The 15,160-nt window shown below is 72.8% G+C and carries 12 protein-coding genes; 5 read left to right on the forward strand and 7 right to left on the reverse strand.

Annotated features, from left to right (window positions below):
* Positions 1-3 precede the first annotated feature (3 nt).
* The 6 genes from ACJX2R_RS42870 to ACJX2R_RS42895 form a co-directional block, all read right to left on the reverse strand.
* Entirely contained in the window at positions 4-1,362 is a 1,359-nt protein-coding gene (locus ACJX2R_RS42870; protein WP_413104471.1) for a nicotinate phosphoribosyltransferase, read from the reverse strand.
* Between the two features lie 24 nt (positions 1,363-1,386).
* Positions 1,387-2,220 (reverse strand): universal stress protein, encoded by an 834-nt coding sequence (locus ACJX2R_RS42875; RefSeq protein WP_413104472.1) that lies wholly within the window; start codon positions 2,218-2,220, stop codon positions 1,387-1,389.
* Between the two features lie 16 nt (positions 2,221-2,236).
* The gene (locus ACJX2R_RS42880; protein WP_413104473.1) at positions 2,237-3,304 is read right to left on the reverse strand and encodes an alcohol dehydrogenase catalytic domain-containing protein; all 1,068 of its coding nucleotides are present in this window, start codon (positions 3,302-3,304) and stop codon (positions 2,237-2,239) included.
* Between the two features lie 28 nt (positions 3,305-3,332).
* A complete protein-coding gene (locus ACJX2R_RS42885) occupies positions 3,333-4,187 on the reverse strand; it encodes a universal stress protein (protein ID WP_413104474.1) in 855 nt (284 codons plus the stop codon).
* Positions 4,188-4,714: 527 nt separating this feature from the next.
* On the reverse strand, positions 4,715-5,620 hold the full coding sequence (locus tag ACJX2R_RS42890) for a universal stress protein (protein ID WP_413104475.1): 906 nt from the start codon (positions 5,618-5,620) through the stop codon (positions 4,715-4,717).
* Complete coding sequence (locus ACJX2R_RS42895) at positions 5,617-6,219, reverse strand: CBS domain-containing protein (protein ID WP_413104476.1); 603 nt, start codon at positions 6,217-6,219, stop codon at positions 5,617-5,619. Before ACJX2R_RS42895 ends, ACJX2R_RS42890 begins: the two co-directional genes overlap by 4 nt.
* 214 nt (positions 6,220-6,433) lie before the next feature.
* Here ACJX2R_RS42895 and ACJX2R_RS42900 point away from each other — a divergent pair, with 214 nt between their 5' ends.
* Together ACJX2R_RS42900 and ACJX2R_RS42905 are read left to right on the forward strand one after the other, a co-directional pair.
* Positions 6,434-7,330 (forward strand): universal stress protein, encoded by an 897-nt coding sequence (locus ACJX2R_RS42900; RefSeq protein ID WP_413106097.1) that lies wholly within the window; start codon positions 6,434-6,436, stop codon positions 7,328-7,330.
* Positions 7,331-7,479: 149 nt separating this feature from the next.
* Complete coding sequence (locus ACJX2R_RS42905; protein WP_413104477.1) at positions 7,480-9,873, forward strand: phosphoketolase; 2,394 nt, start codon at positions 7,480-7,482, stop codon at positions 9,871-9,873.
* Between the two features lie 32 nt (positions 9,874-9,905).
* Here the strand turns inward: ACJX2R_RS42905 and ACJX2R_RS42910 are convergent, their stop codons facing one another.
* Positions 9,906-11,177: an FAD-binding protein gene (locus ACJX2R_RS42910; RefSeq protein ID WP_413104478.1), complete on the reverse strand. Its 1,272-nt coding sequence runs from the start codon at positions 11,175-11,177 to the stop codon at positions 9,906-9,908.
* Positions 11,178-11,394: 217 nt separating this feature from the next.
* Between ACJX2R_RS42910 and ACJX2R_RS42915 the strand changes: the two genes are divergently transcribed.
* From ACJX2R_RS42915 to ACJX2R_RS42925, 3 genes are all read left to right on the forward strand, one after another.
* Entirely contained in the window at positions 11,395-12,237 is an 843-nt protein-coding gene (locus tag ACJX2R_RS42915) for an MIP/aquaporin family protein (protein ID WP_413104479.1), read from the forward strand.
* Positions 12,238-12,275: 38 nt separating this feature from the next.
* Positions 12,276-13,793, forward strand: coding sequence for a glycerol kinase GlpK (gene glpK, locus ACJX2R_RS42920; RefSeq protein WP_413104480.1), 1,518 nt, complete (start codon positions 12,276-12,278; stop codon positions 13,791-13,793).
* 160 nt (positions 13,794-13,953) lie between these two features.
* On the forward strand, positions 13,954-15,099 hold the full coding sequence (locus ACJX2R_RS42925) for a glutathione-independent formaldehyde dehydrogenase (protein WP_086882271.1): 1,146 nt from the start codon (positions 13,954-13,956) through the stop codon (positions 15,097-15,099).
* The last annotated feature ends 61 nt before the right edge of the window (positions 15,100-15,160 follow it).

The raw sequence follows: 15,160 nt of genomic DNA on the forward strand, positions 1-15,160 counted from the left end.
TCGTCACGCTGCCTGTCTTCCGCCCACCCCGCCACCGGCCGCCAGCCGGACCTCGATCCGGCGGCGCACCTGACCCGCCAGCCGGGCCAGCCCGGCGGAGGTGGAGGCCCGCGGCGGGGCCGGGCGGCGGATCCGCCGGGCGTGCGGCGGCAGCCCCGCGAGATCGGTGCCGAACCGCCGCCGGGCGCGGTCGAGGGTGTCGGGGGCCGCGGTCCGTACGCCCTCCCGCATCACGGTCTCCAGCAGCGGCGCGCCGCCGTGGGGCGGAAGTTCGTCGCGCTCGCCGATCACATCGGCGAAGCCGGGGCGCCGCCACACCTGCTTGCCGCCCGGGGCCGTGGCCTTGGCCGAGGACAGCTTCATCACCGGCCGCCCGTCGTAGGCGACCAGCTTGTACGCGGTGTCGAGGGAGGCGGCGTCGGCCGACACGCCCATCCGGGTGCCCACCGCGTAGACATCTATCGGCGCGCCCGCGTGAATCAGCTCCTCGATGGCGTACTCGTCGAGCCCGCCGCTCGCCACGATCCGCGCCTCCGGCAGCCCCGCCGCGTCGAGGATCTCCCGGGCCCGTACCGCCTCTTCGCCGAGGTCGCCGCTGTCCAGCCGGATCGCGCCGAGGGGCCCGGACTCCAGCTCGCGCAGCACCCGCGCGGCGGTGGCCACGCCGGTCGCCGTGTCATAGGTGTCCACCAGGAAGGTGACCGGGCCGGGGTGGGTACGGGCGAACGCGCGGAACGCGGTCTCCTCGTCCGGGAACGCCTCGATGTACGAGTGCGCCATCGTCCCGGTGGCCTCGATCCCGTAGGCCGCGGCCGCCGCCACGTTGCTGGTCGCCGTGAACCCGGTCATCGCGGACAGCCGCGCCGACTGGAGCCCGGACCAGGGGCCGTGGGTGCGGCGCAGCGAGAAGTCCACCACCGGGCGCCCCTCCGCGGCGACCACACACCGGGCCGCCTTGGAGGCGATGGTGGTCTGGTGGCTCAGCTGCCCCAGCAGATACGTCTCGACCAGCTGGGCCTGCGGCAGCGGCGCGGTCAGCTCCAGCAGCGGCTCCCCGGCGAGGACGATCCGCCCCTCGGGCACCGCCCGCACCTCACCGTCGAAGCCGAGCCCCAGCAGCGGTGCCACGTCCTCGTACGGACGGCCCATCGCCGCGGCGTACGCCGCCACGTCCTCGGGCCCCACGCGGAAGCCGGACAGGAAGTCCAGCGCCGGTTCCAGGCCCGCGGCGACCAGGAAGCCCCGCTCGGGCGGCAGATCGCGGACGTAGAGGTCGAAGGTGGCCGGGGCGGTCATGCCCTCACGCACATACGACAGGGCCATCGTCACCTCGTAGAGGTCGGTGGTCATCGCCTCCGACACGTCACTCTCGCCTCCCTCCGGGCATCAGCCGCGCGGGACGACCGCCACCGGGCACGGCGCGTGGTGCACCGCCGCGTGGATCACCGAACCGAGATGGGGGACGGGGCCCGGCTCCGTCTCGTCGCGGCCCAGCACGAGCAGCCCCGAGCCCGGCGCGGTGTGCACCACGCCGAGCGCCGGGCGCTCCGCGGTGAACGCCTCCGCCACCGGCACCCCGGGGTACCGCTCCCGCCAGGGGCGCAGCGCCGCGTCCAGCGCGTCCTCCGGCCCCGGCTCCTCCTCGTCCCCCGCCGCCTCCTCGACCCCCGGTCCTTCCGTGCCCGCGTGCACCGCCCGCAGCACACCGCCGCGCCGGGCGGCGGCGTCGAAGGCGAACCGCAGCGCCTCCTCGTTCGGCCGCCGCAGGGACACTCCGACGGCCACATCGGCGGTCAGCGGCTGGTCGTCGGCGTGCACCATGATCACCGGGTGTACCCCGTGGGCCAGGACCTGACGGCCGGTCGATCCGAGGAGGAAGCCGCCGGGGGTGCCGCGGCCGCGCGAGCCGAGTACCAGCATCTCGGCGTCCCGGGCCGCGTCCAGCAGGGCGGGCACGGTCTTGCGCGGCACCAGCTCGGCCGAGACCCGCAGCCCCGGGTGGGTGTCGCGCAACTCGTCCACCAAATCGGTCAGCAGCCGCTGCGACCAGTAGCTCTGGTCGTCCTCGTGGGGGAGGGCCGGGGCCGGGGGCGACGGCGGGTTCCAGGCGTGGATCAGACGCAGCCGCAGATCGCGCAGCAACGCCTCGCGCGCCGCCCAGTGCGCGGCCGGCGGGCTCTCGGCGAAACCGTCGACCCCGACGGTGATGGGTGCTCCCATGCGCATCGCCTCCCGCTCACGTCCCCCGGGCCACCAGCGGACGGGCCGCCTCGCCGAGCGCGATCTTGAGCGCGCCGGTTTCGGCGGCGTGGGCGAAGACGTCGTACGCCTCCTCCATCTGGTCCAGCTCGAACAGATGGGTGATCAGCGTGGAGGTGGGCAGCCGCCCGGCGCACAGCAGGGAGAGCAGGGTGGGGGTCGAATAGGTGTCGACCAGCCCGGTGGTGATCGTCACGTTCTTGATCCACAGCTCTTCGAGATGCAGCGTCGCGGGCCGGGCGTGCACCCCCACGTTGGCGATCCGGCCGCCAGGGCGCACCATCCGGGTGCAGGTCTCGAAGGACCGCGGGCTCCCCACGGCCTCGATCACCACATCGGCGCCTAGCCCCTCGGTGAGATCGTCGACCAGCCGCTCCGGGTCCTCGGCGGAGTCCGCCACCGCGTCGGCGCCGACCCGCTTGGCGGCGTCCAGCCGAGCCGGGTCCGGATCGACGGCGATGGTCCGGCCGGGGGAGAAGAACTGCGCCGTGGCGACGGAGGCCAGCCCGACGGGCCCGGCGCCCACCACGACGACCGTATCGCCCGGCCCCACCCGGCCGTTGAGGACGCCCACCTCGTACGCGGTGGGGAAGACATCCGCCAGCAGCACGGCGTCATGGCCCTCGGCCGTCCCCGTCAGCGGATGCGTGGACAGATCGGCGAACGGCACCCGCACATACTCGGCCTGGGTGCCGTCGGCCGTACGGCCCAGGACCCAGCCCCCGCCGCCACGGCACTGCCCGTAGCCGCGCTCCCGGCAGAAGCGGCAGTGGCCGCAGGCCGAGATGCAGGAGATCAGCACCCGGTCTCCGGGACGGATCCCGCGGACGTCGGCACCGGTCTCGACCACCTCGCCGACCCCCTCGTGACCGAGCACCCGGCCGGGCTCGACGTCCGGCACCTCGCCGCGGAGGATGTGCAGATCGGTGCCGCAGATGGTCGTGGTGTCGATCCGGACGATCGCGTCGGTGGCGGCCTCGAGTTCGGGGTCGGGCACCTCCTGCCAGGAGGACCGCTCCGGCCCGTGGAAGACGAGTGCTTTCATGGCCGTTTCCCTTTCTCTCGGGTTGGGCTCATCGCTGGGGCACGACCGCGACCGGGCAGGCGGCGTGGTGCGCCACGGCCTGGGTGACCGGCCCCAGCCGGGGGCCGAACCCCACCCGGCGCGGACCGCGGCCCACGACCATCAGCGCCGTACCCGCCGCCGCGGCCACCAGCCGCCGGGCCGGGCTGTCCGACGCGACCTCCTCGAAGACCCGCACCTCGGGGTGGGTGTCCCGCCACGGCGCCAGCACCTCGCCCAGCGCGTGCTCCGCCTCCTTGCGCGCATCGCTCAGCCCCACGTCCACCACCCAGGGGGCGTCGCCCCGGATGGCGGGGACCCGGTCGGCGTAGACGGCCCGCAGCACACCGTCGCGCCGGGCCGCGGCGTCGAAGGCGAAGTCCAGGATGTCGTCGCACGGCTCGCGCGGCTCCACGCCGACCACCACATCGCCGCGCCGCTCCTCGTGCCCGTCCGCCCGCACCAGGACCACGGGGGTCATGGAGCGCGCGGCGAGCTCCAGGCCGACCGAGCCGAGGAAGAAGCCCGCGACCACGCCGATCGAGCGGGACCCCACCACCAACAGCTGGGACCGCTCCGCCTCGGCCAGCAGGACGGGCGCGGGCAGGCCGGAGATCTGAGCGGTGAGGATCGTCGTCTCCGGGTGGTCGGCGTCCAGCTCGGCGTGTGCCGAGCGCAGGGCGCGCTCGGACCAGTACTGCCAGGCGGCCTCCCGGCCCGGGGTCAGATCCTTCTGCTCGGGCCCCGGCCACGCGTTCACCAGCCGCAGTGGCGCGCCGCGCGAACATGCCTCATGGGCCGCCCAGCCGGCGGCGGCCAGACTCTCGTCGGAACCATCCAGTCCGACGGTGACGGGGCGCGCCATCGCTGTCTCCTTCCCGGCAGGGACGTGCCCGAGGCGCGGCGCCGGGGGCGCCCACTTCTCGCGGGCCCTGATTGCGCGGTGCACGGCAGTGGGATCTCCGCTTCTCCGCGTCTGCCGGTTGCCCCCGGTGCCATCTCCAGCGGACCATGACCGGGCTCCCGCCGACAGGGCCGACCGGTCCCGGGGAGGCCCCGGGGACCAGGCCTTACGGCCCTTTCCGCGCCCGGGTCGCCCCGGCGCCACCTGGACATCGCTTGATGAAACAGTTGCGCCAGATCGAGTGTTTTTCACAAGGGGGTACCGGACCCGCAGTCCGGAGGGGGCTTCGGCCACCGAGCCCCGAAGCCGCCACCGGCCCAGCCCCCACCGGCCCGGCGGCCGGCGGCGAGGCCCGAGCCCCCGCCCCCTGCCCCGCTGCTCAAAGGCGCCGAAGGCGCGAAACGAAACCGCACTCAACAACCGGGCCGGTGCCTACTCGACCGGCACCAAACGCGAAACGAAACCCGCACTCGACAACCGACCGGTGTCTACTCGACCGGCACCAGCACCACCGGACAGTGCGCATGGTGCAGTGCCGCATGCGTGACGGGACCGAGCTGCATGCCGAGCCGGGGTGTCCGCCGGTGGACGGCCAGCACCAGGACGTCCGCCGCCCGCGACGCCTCCACCAGGGCCTGCGCGGGGGCGCTGTGGGTGGTGTGCTCCCGCACCCGGATGTGGCCGAACTCCTCGCGCAGCCCGGCCACCATCCCGTGCGCCACCGTCTGCTCCCGCTCGGCGCGCAGCGCCACCACCTCGCGTGCGGGCAGGGCGTGATCGCCCGCGAAGACCCTCGGCTTCGGCCAGGCGTAGAGCACCCGCAGCCGGGCCCGGCGCCGGGCGGCCTCCTCGAAGGCGAAGCGGGCCGCCGCCGCGTCCGCGCCGGTCTCCACCCCGACCAGCACCTTGCCGTGGCCCTCGGGCCCGTACGCCCTCGTGGACCCGCCGCGCACCACCAGCAGCGGACGCCGGGTGTGGGCGGCCAGCCGCAGCCCGACCGAGCCGAGCAGCAGCCCGGTGAAGCCGCCGAGCCCCCGGGTGCCGATGACGATCAGCGAGGCGTCCTCGCCGATCCGCAGCAGCTCGGGCACCGCGTCCTGGGCCGTCAGGGTGGGCACGATCCGCAGGTGCGGATCCTGCTCCTGGGCCCGCGACATGGCCAGCCGCAGCACGGTCCTGGCGACCTCCACCGCGGGCCGCCGCGGCTCGCTGTCCGGGTCGAAGGCCAGCGGGTCGGTCCGGGCCCACGGCCAGGCGTGCACGATCTCCAGCGTGGCGTCACGCCGCCGCGCCTCGGCGACCGCCCGGTCCAGCGCGGCCCAGGCGCTGTCGGAGCCGTCCAGGCCCACCACCACCCGGCCGTCCCGCGACGGCTTGCCGGCCGGGCGGGTCATCGCCGCGCACCTCCCCGGCCCGCGGAGTCGTCGACCCGGTAGCTGAGCCGGTCGACCACCGCCACCACACCGTCCACCTGCCCGGTCATCCGGACCGCGATGGGGATCTCGCTGTGCCGGTCCAGCCGCCCCTCCAGCCGTACGACCCCGTCGGTCACGGTGACCGCGACGGACTGCGGGCCGAGCCACAGCGACCGGACCAGCACCTCGTCGATCACCTCGGCGCGAATCTCGTCGTCCGGGCGGAGGAAGACCCGCAGCAGGTCCCGGCGGGTGACGATGCCGATCAACCGGTCCTCCTCGTCGACGACGGGCAGCCGCTCGACGCGATGGCGGTCCATCGCGCGGGCCGCGTCCACGATGCTGTTCTGGGGGCGCACGGTGACCGCGGGGCGCGACATCAGCTCTCCGGCCGTCCGGGCGGGCTCGCTGAGATCGGTCCCGGTGATCATGCCGATCACCTTGTCGTCCTCGTCCACCACGGGCAGCCCGTTGAAGCGGTGCCGGGAGAGCAGCGCGTCGACCTCGTCGAACGACGTCTTGGAGCTCACCCGGATGACGTCGTCGGTCATCACATTGCCGATCTTGCGGTGCTTCATCCATGCCTCCCCGGTCCGCTCCCAGCGTGGGACGGCGCTTCCGCCCCCTTCTTGGGCTGCCCGGGGTGCGCTCGGGACCGTTCGGCCCGAACGGGTGCCCTGGGCCGAACGACCCCTGACAGGGCCGAAACGCCCCTCGCGTGGAATCCCGCACGGGCACGAGGGTGAAGGCGTCGGGACGGGGGGCGAAGGCGTGCGGAAGGTGGTGGCCATGGTGGAGCTCCCCCTCGTGGTGGGCGTCGACGGTTCGCACCACAGCCTCCAGGCGGTGGACTGGGCGGTGGACGCCGCGGCCCGGCACGCGGTGCCGCTGCGGCTGGTCCACGCCTCGCTGTGGGAGCGGTACGAGGGCATCGCGCCCGCCGCCGACCCCGAGCGCCCCTGGGAGCGGATCGGGGCCGAGGAGATCGCCGCGTCGGCCGCGGAGCGCGCCCGCCGCCGTGGCCCCGATGTGAAGGTCGCCGCCGAGGTGCTGCCGGAGGACCCGGTGGACGCGCTGCTGCGCACCGGGCGGGAGGCCTCGGGAGTGGTCGTCGGCTCCCGCGGCCGCGGTGAACTCGCCGGGCTGCTGCTCGGCTCGGTGAGCCTCGCCGTCGCCGCCCGCGCCACCTGCCCGGTGACCGTCGTACGGGGCGGCGAGCCCAACCGGGGCGGCGCCTTCGGCCGGATCGTGCTCGGCGTGGGCGAGGCGGGCGAGCCCGGCGAGGCGGGCGGTCCATCGGCCGCGGCCCGGTTCGCCTTCCGCGAGGCCGAGGCGGGCGGTCGCACGCTGGAGGCCGTACGGGCCTGGCGCGCGCCCGCCGGTGAGGTGACGGATGATCTGCTGCTGGAGGGGGACCCGGTGCGTGCCCACTGGGCACGGGCGGAGCGGACGCTGGAGGACGCCCTGCGGGCCCTCCGACGGGACCACCCCGAGGTCAGCGTGGACCACGCGACGGTCGAGGGAACGGCCCGCAAGGCGCTCCTCCACGCGGCCGCCACCGCCGATCTGCTGATCCTCGGCGCCCGCCGCGGCCACGGTCGCACCGCCGGGCTCCAGCTCGGCCGCATCGCCCACGCGGCCCTGCACCACGCGCCCTGCCCGGTGGTGATCGTGCCGGAACGGGACTGAAACGCGCCGGACCGGGACTGAACGGCACACGCACCCGCACACGGCACCCGCACACGAACACACGGCACGACCGGCGGCACGACCGGCGGGTACACAACCGGACACCACGAGACCGGCACGTCACCACAGACCATGAGGGAGAGAGGTCCATGCCAGACGCACCGACCACGACGGGCTCGCCGGGCGGCGGGCTCGCCGACGACCGGATCCGCGCCCTGGACGCCCACTGGCGCGCCGCCAACTACCTCGCGGCGGGCCAGATCTATCTGCTGGCCAACCCGCTGCTGACCGAGCCGCTGCGCCCGGACCACATCAAGCCCCGGCTGCTGGGCCACTGGGGCACCTCACCCGGACTCAACCTCGTCCACACCCATCTCAACCGCGTCATCAAGGACCGCGACTTGGACGCCATCTGCGTCTGGGGCCCCGGCCACGGCGGCCCCGCGGTGCTCGCCGGCTCCTGGCTGGACGGCAGCTACTCCGAGGTCTACCCGGACGTCAGCCGGGACGCGGCGGGCATGGCCCGGCTCTTCCGGCAGTTCTCCTTCCCCGGCGGGGTGCCCAGCCATGTGGCCCCCGAGACCCCCGGCTCGATCCACGAGGGCGGTGAGCTCGGCTACTCCCTCGCCCACGCCTACGGGGCCGCGCTGGACAACCCCGGGCTGCTGGTCGCGTGCGTCATCGGCGACGGCGAGGCCGAGACCGGTCCGCTGGCCGGCTCCTGGCACGCCAACAAGTTCCTGGACCCGGTCCACGACGGCGCCGTGCTGCCGATCCTCCACCTCAACGGATACAAGATCGCCAACCCCACGGTGCTCGCCCGGCTGCCCGAGCCCGAACTCGACGAACTGCTGCGGGGGTACGGCCACGAGCCGATCCACGTCGCCGGGGACGAACCGCTCCAGGTGCACCGGTCCATGGCGCACGCCCTGGACGAGGCGCTGGACCGGATCGCCCTGCTCCAGCGCACCGCCCGCGAGGAGGGCATCGCCGAGCGGCCGCGCTGGCCCGTCATCGTGCTCCGTACGCCCAAGGGCTGGACCGGTCCCGAGGAGGTCGACGGGCTGCCGGTGGAGGGCACCTGGCGCGCCCACCAGGTCCCCCTGCCGGGCGTCCGGGAGAACCCGGAGCATCTGCGGCAGCTGGAGCGCTGGCTGCGTTCGTACCGCCCCGAGGAGCTCTTCGACGCCGACGGGCGGCCCCGGCCGGACCTCCTGGCCGAGGTCCCGGAGGGCGACCGCCGCCTGGGCGCCAATCCGCACGCCAACGGCGGACTGCTGCTGCGCTCGCTGCCCGTGCCCGACCTGGAGCGGTACGCGGTCCCCGTGGACAAGCCCGGCGCGACCCTGCACGAGCCGACCCGGGTCCTCGGCGGGCTGCTGGAGAAGGTCATGGAGGACACCGCCGACCGCCGCGACTTCAGGGTGGTCGGCCCCGACGAGACCGCCTCCAACCGGCTGGAGGCCCTCTACCGCGCCACCGGCAAGGCGTGGCAGGAGTCCATCCTGCCCACCGACGAGCACCTCGGCCGCGGTGGCCGGGTCATGGAGATCCTCTCCGAGCACCTCTGCCAGGGCTGGCTGGAGGGCTATCTGCTGACCGGGCGGCACGGCCTCTTCTCCTGCTACGAGGCATTCGTGCACATCGTGGACTCCATGGTCAACCAGCACATCAAATGGCTGAAGGTGTCCCGCTCACTGCCCTGGCGGCGCCCGGTGGCCTCCCTCAACTACCTGCTGACCTCCCATGTGTGGCGCCAGGACCACAACGGCTTCTCGCACCAGGACCCCGGCTTCGTCGACCATGTGCTCAACAAGAGCCCGGAGGTGGTGCGCGTCTATCTGCCGCCGGACTCCAACACCCTGCTCAGCGTGGCCGACCACGTCCTGCGCAGCCGCGACTACGTGAACGTGGTCGTCGCGGGCAAACAGCCCTGCTTCGACTGGCTCGATCTCGACCAGGCGCGCGCCCACTGCGCCCGCGGCGCCGGGACCTGGGACTGGGCCGGTACCGAGAACGGCGCGGGGGAGCCGGATGTGGTGCTGGCCGCCGCGGGCGACGTGCCCACCCAGGAGGTCATCGCGGCCGCCGGGATCCTCCGCCGCCATCTGCCCGATGTGGCCGTGCGGGTGGTCAATGTCGTCGACATGACCCGGCTGCTGCCGAAGGAGGAGCATCCGCACGGGATGACGGACCACGAGTTCGACGCCCTGTTCACCCGCGACCGGCCGGTCATCTTCGCCTACCACGGCTATCCGTGGCTGGTGCACCGGCTGTCCTACCGCCGGGCCGTCCACCCCAACCTCCATGTGCGCGGCTACAAGGAGATGGGCACCACCACCACGCCGTTCGACATGGTGGTCCGCAACGACCTGGACCGCTACCGGCTGGTGATGGACGTCATCGACCGGACCCCCGGGCTCGCTGTGCGCGCCACGGCCGTACGGCAGCGGATGCAGGACGCCCGCACCCGCCACCAGGCCTGGATCCGCGAGCACGGCACCGATATGCCCGAGGTCGCCGAATGGTCCTGGACCGGCTGAACACCGGCCGGTGCCGGTCTCACCCTGTGCTCTCACCCGGTGGGGAAGTAGCCCTCCAGATAGGCGTTGCGGAACTTCCCCGCCGGGTCGTACTCGGCCAGCAGCCGCGCGAAGTCGCCGGCCCGGTCGTACGAGGAGAGGATCCGCTCCGGCGCGGCCGTCGTCAGCTTGCCCCAGTGCGGCCGCGCCCCCAGCGGCAGCAGCGCCTCCTCCATCGCGGCCACCACCTCGATCACCGCGTCGTGATCGGGGACCCAGGTGAAGTGGAAGGCCACGCTGTCCCGGCCGTACGCGGGGCTCAGCCACAGCTCGTCCGCCGCGACCGTACGGACCTCGGACACCTGCACCACGGGCGCGATCCGGTCGCCGAGGCCGCGCAGCGCGGCGAATGCCGCCGAGGCCGCTTCGCGCGGCAGCAGCAGCTCCGACTGGAGCTCATCGCCATTGCTCGGGGTGAAGTCCGGACGGAAGTGCGGCAGCCGCTCATGCCACGGCCCCGGCGCGCCCAGCTGCTCGGTGCAGTGCAGCGGTGGCATCGCGGGCACCGGGTGGTGGTGGCGGTTGGCCGGGCGGGCCCCCAGCCACGGCTGCCCGGGGTCGGGGGGATCGGGCAGATCGGTGCGGCACTTCAGCCACACCACGCCCTCGCCCGAGCGCCAGTCGGTGAAGACGCTGACGCTGTAGGCGGCGCCGAAGATCTCCTCGAAGCTGTCGTCCAGCCGGTCCAGCGGCAGCCCGGTCCACACCCACTGGGCCACGTCGAAGGTGGGCTCGATGTCCAGCGTCATGGCGGTGACCACGCCAAGACCGCCGAGCCCGACCACGGCCCCGTTCAGCCGGTCCGGGTCCTGGTCCCGGTCGATCCGGGTCACCTCGCCGTCGGGGCCGACGATCTCAAGACCCGCGACCCCCGCCGCCAGACAGCGCTGGTCGCTCCCCGAGCCATGGGTGGCGGTGGTACAGGCCCCCGCGACCGTGATGTGCGGCAGCGAGGCGAGGTTGGCCAGCGCGAAGCCCTCCGTGTGCAGGGCCTGGGCCACATGGGCGTAGCGCATGCCCGCCGCGACGGTCGCGGTGCCCTTCCCGGGGTCTATCTCCACCCGGTGCGGCATCCGGTCCAGGTTCACCAGATCGCCCTCGGTGTCGGCGATGCGGTTGAAGGAGTGGCCGGTGCCCAGTACCCGTACCCGGTCGGCGGAGCTGACGATCCGCCGCAGTTCGTCGACGCTGTCCGGGTGGTGGAGCCGGGCGGCGGAGAAGATGATGTTCCCGGCCCAGTTCGTCGGGGCTTGGGTGGTCGGCATCCGTGTCGTCCTGTTCCGGCTGGAGGGCGATGGGTGAGGGGAGGGCGATGGGTGATGTTGTCAGCACCTTCGTACAGGTCCGCACCCTGATCCGTACAGACCCGGATTCGCCGTCCATGACCCCGTCCACGTCCACGCCCTCGTCCACGACCCCGTCCATGACCCGGACGGCCCAGCAGGACGGGCCGCCGTGCCGAAGCGCCCCGACGATGGGCCCATGACTGCCCCGAGACCACAACGCCCGAGGTCGGTACTGCTCGGCGAGCTCTGTGCGGAGTTCGCGGGCACCATGGTGCTGATCCTCTTCGGCTGCGGTGTGGTGGCGCAGGTCGTGGCGGGCGGCGACCTCACCAAGCCCCCGGGCGCACTCGGCGACCACGACTCCATCGCCTGGGCCTGGGGGCTGGGCGTCACCCTGGGTGTGTATGTGGCGGCGCGGCTCAGCGGGGCCCATATCAACCCGGCGGTCACCCTCTCCCTGGCGGCCTTCAAGGGCTTCCCCTGGAGCAAGGTCCTGCCGTACACCGTGGCGCAGACGGTCGGCGCGTTCGTCGGGGCCCTGCTGGTGCGCTGGAACTACACCGAGGCGCTGGGCCACGCCGACCCACGGCACACCTTCAAGACCCAGTTCGTCTTCTCCACCCTCCCCGGCAACGGAGTCCTGCCGGTGAGCGAATGGGGCGCGCTGCGCGACCAGATCATCGGCACCGCGATCCTGATGCTGCTCATCTTCGCCGTCACCGATGTGCTGAACTCGGCCCCGAAGGCCAATCTGGGGCCCTTCGTCATCGGGCTGATCGTGGTCGCGATCGGCATGGCGTGGGGGGCCGACGCGGGGTACGCCATCAACCCGGCCCGTGACTTCGGCCCCCGGCTGGCCAGCTTCATCACCGGATACCGCAGCGCGTGGCGGGACCAGTACGGGGATCTGTACTTCTGGGTGCCGATCGTGGGCCCGCTGATCGGCGGGCTCGTCGGCGCCGCCCTCTACAAGGTCCTGGTCAGCCCCTTCCTCCCGGCGGCCGAAACGGAGGTGGGCCGCACCCCGACCCCCGAGTAGCCGATCCGGACCGTACCCCACCCACGAGAGGCGGCAGCATGCCGGAATTCATCGGTGCGGTGGACCAGGGAACCACCAGCACCCGTTTCATGATCTTCAACCACGACGGTGACGAGGTGGCGCGGTACCAGCTGGAGCACCGCCAGATCCTGCCGCGCGCGGGGTGGGTCGAACACGACCCGGTGGAGATCTACGAGCGCACCAACTCGGTGATGCAGAACGCCCTCCGCGCGGGCGGGCTGTCCCCCGCCGACCTGGCCGCGATCGGCATCACCAATCAGCGCGAGACCACGGTGATCTGGGATCCGCGCAACGGCCGCCCGTACTACAACGCCATCGTCTGGCAGGACACCCGCACCGACACCATCGCGGCCGCGCTCGAACGGAACGGCCAGGGCGAGGTGATCCGCCGCAAGGCGGGGCTTCCGCCCGCCACCTACTTCTCCGGCGGCAAGATCAAGTGGATTCTGGACCACGTCGAGGGCGTCCGCGAGGCCGCGGAGGCCGGTCACGCGCTCTTCGGCAACACCGACGCCTGGGTGCTGTGGAACCTCACCGGCGGCCCCGGTGCCGGTATCCACGCCACCGATGTCACCAACGCCAGCCGCACCATGCTGATGGACCTGGAGACGCTGGACTGGGACGACGAACTGCTGGAGATCTTCGGCATCCCGCGGGCCATGCTGCCGACGATCAACCCCTCCTCCCACCCCGAGGCATACGGCCAGGCCCGCACCTCCCGCCCGCTGCGCACCGCCACCCCCATCACCGGCGTCCTCGGCGACCAGCAGGCGGCCACGGTCGGCCAGGTCTGCTTCGCCCCCGGCGAGGCCAAGAACACCTATGGCACCGGCAACTTCCTGCTGCTCAACACCGGAGCGGAGCTGATCCGCTCGGCCAGTGGGCTGCTCACCACCGTGGCGTACCAGTTCGGCGACAGCCCTGCCGTCTACGCCCTGGAGGGCTCGATCGCCGTCACCGGCTCGGCCGTCCAGTGGCTGCGCGACCAGATGAAGATGATCGACGACGCCCCGGGCAGCGAGCGGCTCGCCCTCACCGTCGAGGACAACGGCGGGGTGTACTTCGTGCCCGCCTTCTCCGGGCTCTTCGCCCCGTACTGGCGCTCCGACGCCCGTGGCGCGATCGTCGGGCTCACCCGCTTCAACACCAACGGCCACATCGCCCGCGCCACCCTGGAGGCCATCTGCTACCAGAGCCGGGACGTGGTCGAGGCCATGGAGCGGGACGCCGACATCCACCTGGACGTCCTGCGGGTGGACGGCGGGGTCACCGACAACGATCTGTGCATGCAGATCCAGGCCGATGTGCTGGGCGTACCGGTCAGCCGCCCGGTCATCGCCGAGACCACCGCCCTGGGCGCCGCCTACGCCGCGGGGCTGGCCACCGGGTTCTGGCGGGACACCGATGAGCTGCGCTCCCACTGGAGCGAGTCCAGGCGGTGGGAGCCCCAGTGGGACGAGAGGACCAGGAAGGAGGGGTACACGGGCTGGAAGAAGGCCGTCCAGCGCACCCTGGACTGGGTCACGGTCGAGTAGGCCCGGCGGGGCCCGGGGCGAAACGACCGCGCCGGACCCGGTTGCGCCGGGCGTCCCGTGGCGGTTCGCTGGAAGTACCCGGTGGTGGCCGAGACACCCTGGGAACGGGCGTGTCCGCCACCACCGCCGCTTGTCAGCGATCGACGCGGAGGTGATCCAGGTGAAAGCCGTCGTCTATGAGAAGCCCTACTCGGTGGCGGTGAGGGACGTCGACGATCCTCGGATCGAGCATCCGAACGATGTGATCGTGCGCGTCACCTCAAGCGCGATCTGCGGCTCCGATCTGCATATGTACGAGGGCCGGACGGCGGCCGAGCCCGGCATCGTCTTCGGGCACGAGAACCTCGGCGTGATCGAGGAGACCGGTTCCGGCGTCGTCTCGCTGTCCAAGGGCGACCGCGTGGTCATGCCCTTCAACGTGGCCTGCGGTTTCTGCAAGAACTGCCTCGCGGGCGACACCGGCTTCTGCCTCACCGTCAACCCCGGCTTCGCGGGCGGCGCCTACGGCTATGTGGCGATGGGCCCGTACAAGGGCGGCCAGGCGGATCGGCTACGGGTGCCCTTCGCCGACTTCAACTGCCTGAAGCTGCCCCAGGGCGATGAGCTCGAGACCGACTTCATCCTGCTCGCCGACATCTTCCCGACCGGCTACCACGGCTGTGAGCTGGCCCAGGTCTCCCCGGGCGAGAGCGTGGCCGTCTACGGCGCGGGCCCGGTGGGACTGATGGCCGCCTACTCCGCGCTGCTGCGCGGCGCCGCCACGGTGTTCGTGGTCGACCGGGTCCCCGAGCGGCTGGAGAAGGCCAGGGAGATCGGCGCCGTCCCCATCGACTTCAGCAAGGGCGACCCGGTGCCGCAGATCATGGACCGCACCGGTGGCGAGGGCACCGACAAGGGCATCGACGCGGTGGGCTACCAGGCCCAGGCGCACGACGCCAGCCATGAGGAGCCCGCGTCGGTGCTCAACTCGCTGGTCGACACGGTGCGGCCGACCGGGCGGCTCGGCGTGCCGGGGCTGTACGTCCCGTCCGACCCCGGCGGCCCCGATGAGCACGCCAAGCGCGGTCAGCTGCTGGTCTCCATCGGCCGGATGTTCGAGAAGGGGCAGCGCATGGGCACGGGCCAGTGCAACGTCAAGCGCTACAACCGCCAGCTGCGCGACCTGATCATCGCCGGGCGCGCCCGGCCCAGCTTCGTGGTCTCCCATGAACTGCCGCTGGACCAGGCCCCGCAGGCGTACGAGAAGTTCGACAAGCGGGTCGAGGGCTACACGAAAGTGGTGCTGCATCCGGCGCTCGCCGCCTGACACATCACTGAATAGGGTGATATGCACCATACTTGGTCCTGTGCACCCGAACGGCTTTCTC

Source organism: Streptomyces sp. Inha503 (assembly GCF_047215865.1).
Lineage (GTDB): Bacteria > Actinomycetota > Actinomycetes > Streptomycetales > Streptomycetaceae > Streptomyces > Streptomyces lycopersici.

Excerpts from the sequence above, each read along its gene's own strand:
- ACJX2R_RS42910 (WP_413104478.1), bottom strand. The coding sequence starts at position 11,177 with ATGCCGACCACCCAAGCCCCGACGAACTGGGCCGGGAACATCATCTTC.
- ACJX2R_RS42885 (WP_413104474.1), bottom strand. The coding sequence starts at position 4,187 with ATGGCGCGCCCCGTCACCGTCGGACTGGATGGTTCCGACGAGAGTCTG.
- ACJX2R_RS42875 (WP_413104472.1), bottom strand. The coding sequence starts at position 2,220 with ATGGGAGCACCCATCACCGTCGGGGTCGACGGTTTCGCCGAGAGCCCG.
- ACJX2R_RS42880 (WP_413104473.1), bottom strand. The coding sequence starts at position 3,304 with ATGAAAGCACTCGTCTTCCACGGGCCGGAGCGGTCCTCCTGGCAGGAG.
- ACJX2R_RS42895 (WP_413104476.1), bottom strand. The coding sequence starts at position 6,219 with ATGAAGCACCGCAAGATCGGCAATGTGATGACCGACGACGTCATCCGG.
- glpK (WP_413104480.1), top strand. The coding sequence starts at position 12,276 with ATGCCGGAATTCATCGGTGCGGTGGACCAGGGAACCACCAGCACCCGT.
- ACJX2R_RS42915 (WP_413104479.1), top strand. The coding sequence starts at position 11,395 with ATGACTGCCCCGAGACCACAACGCCCGAGGTCGGTACTGCTCGGCGAG.
- ACJX2R_RS42890 (WP_413104475.1), bottom strand. The coding sequence starts at position 5,620 with ATGACCCGCCCGGCCGGCAAGCCGTCGCGGGACGGCCGGGTGGTGGTG.
- ACJX2R_RS42905 (WP_413104477.1), top strand. The coding sequence starts at position 7,480 with ATGCCAGACGCACCGACCACGACGGGCTCGCCGGGCGGCGGGCTCGCC.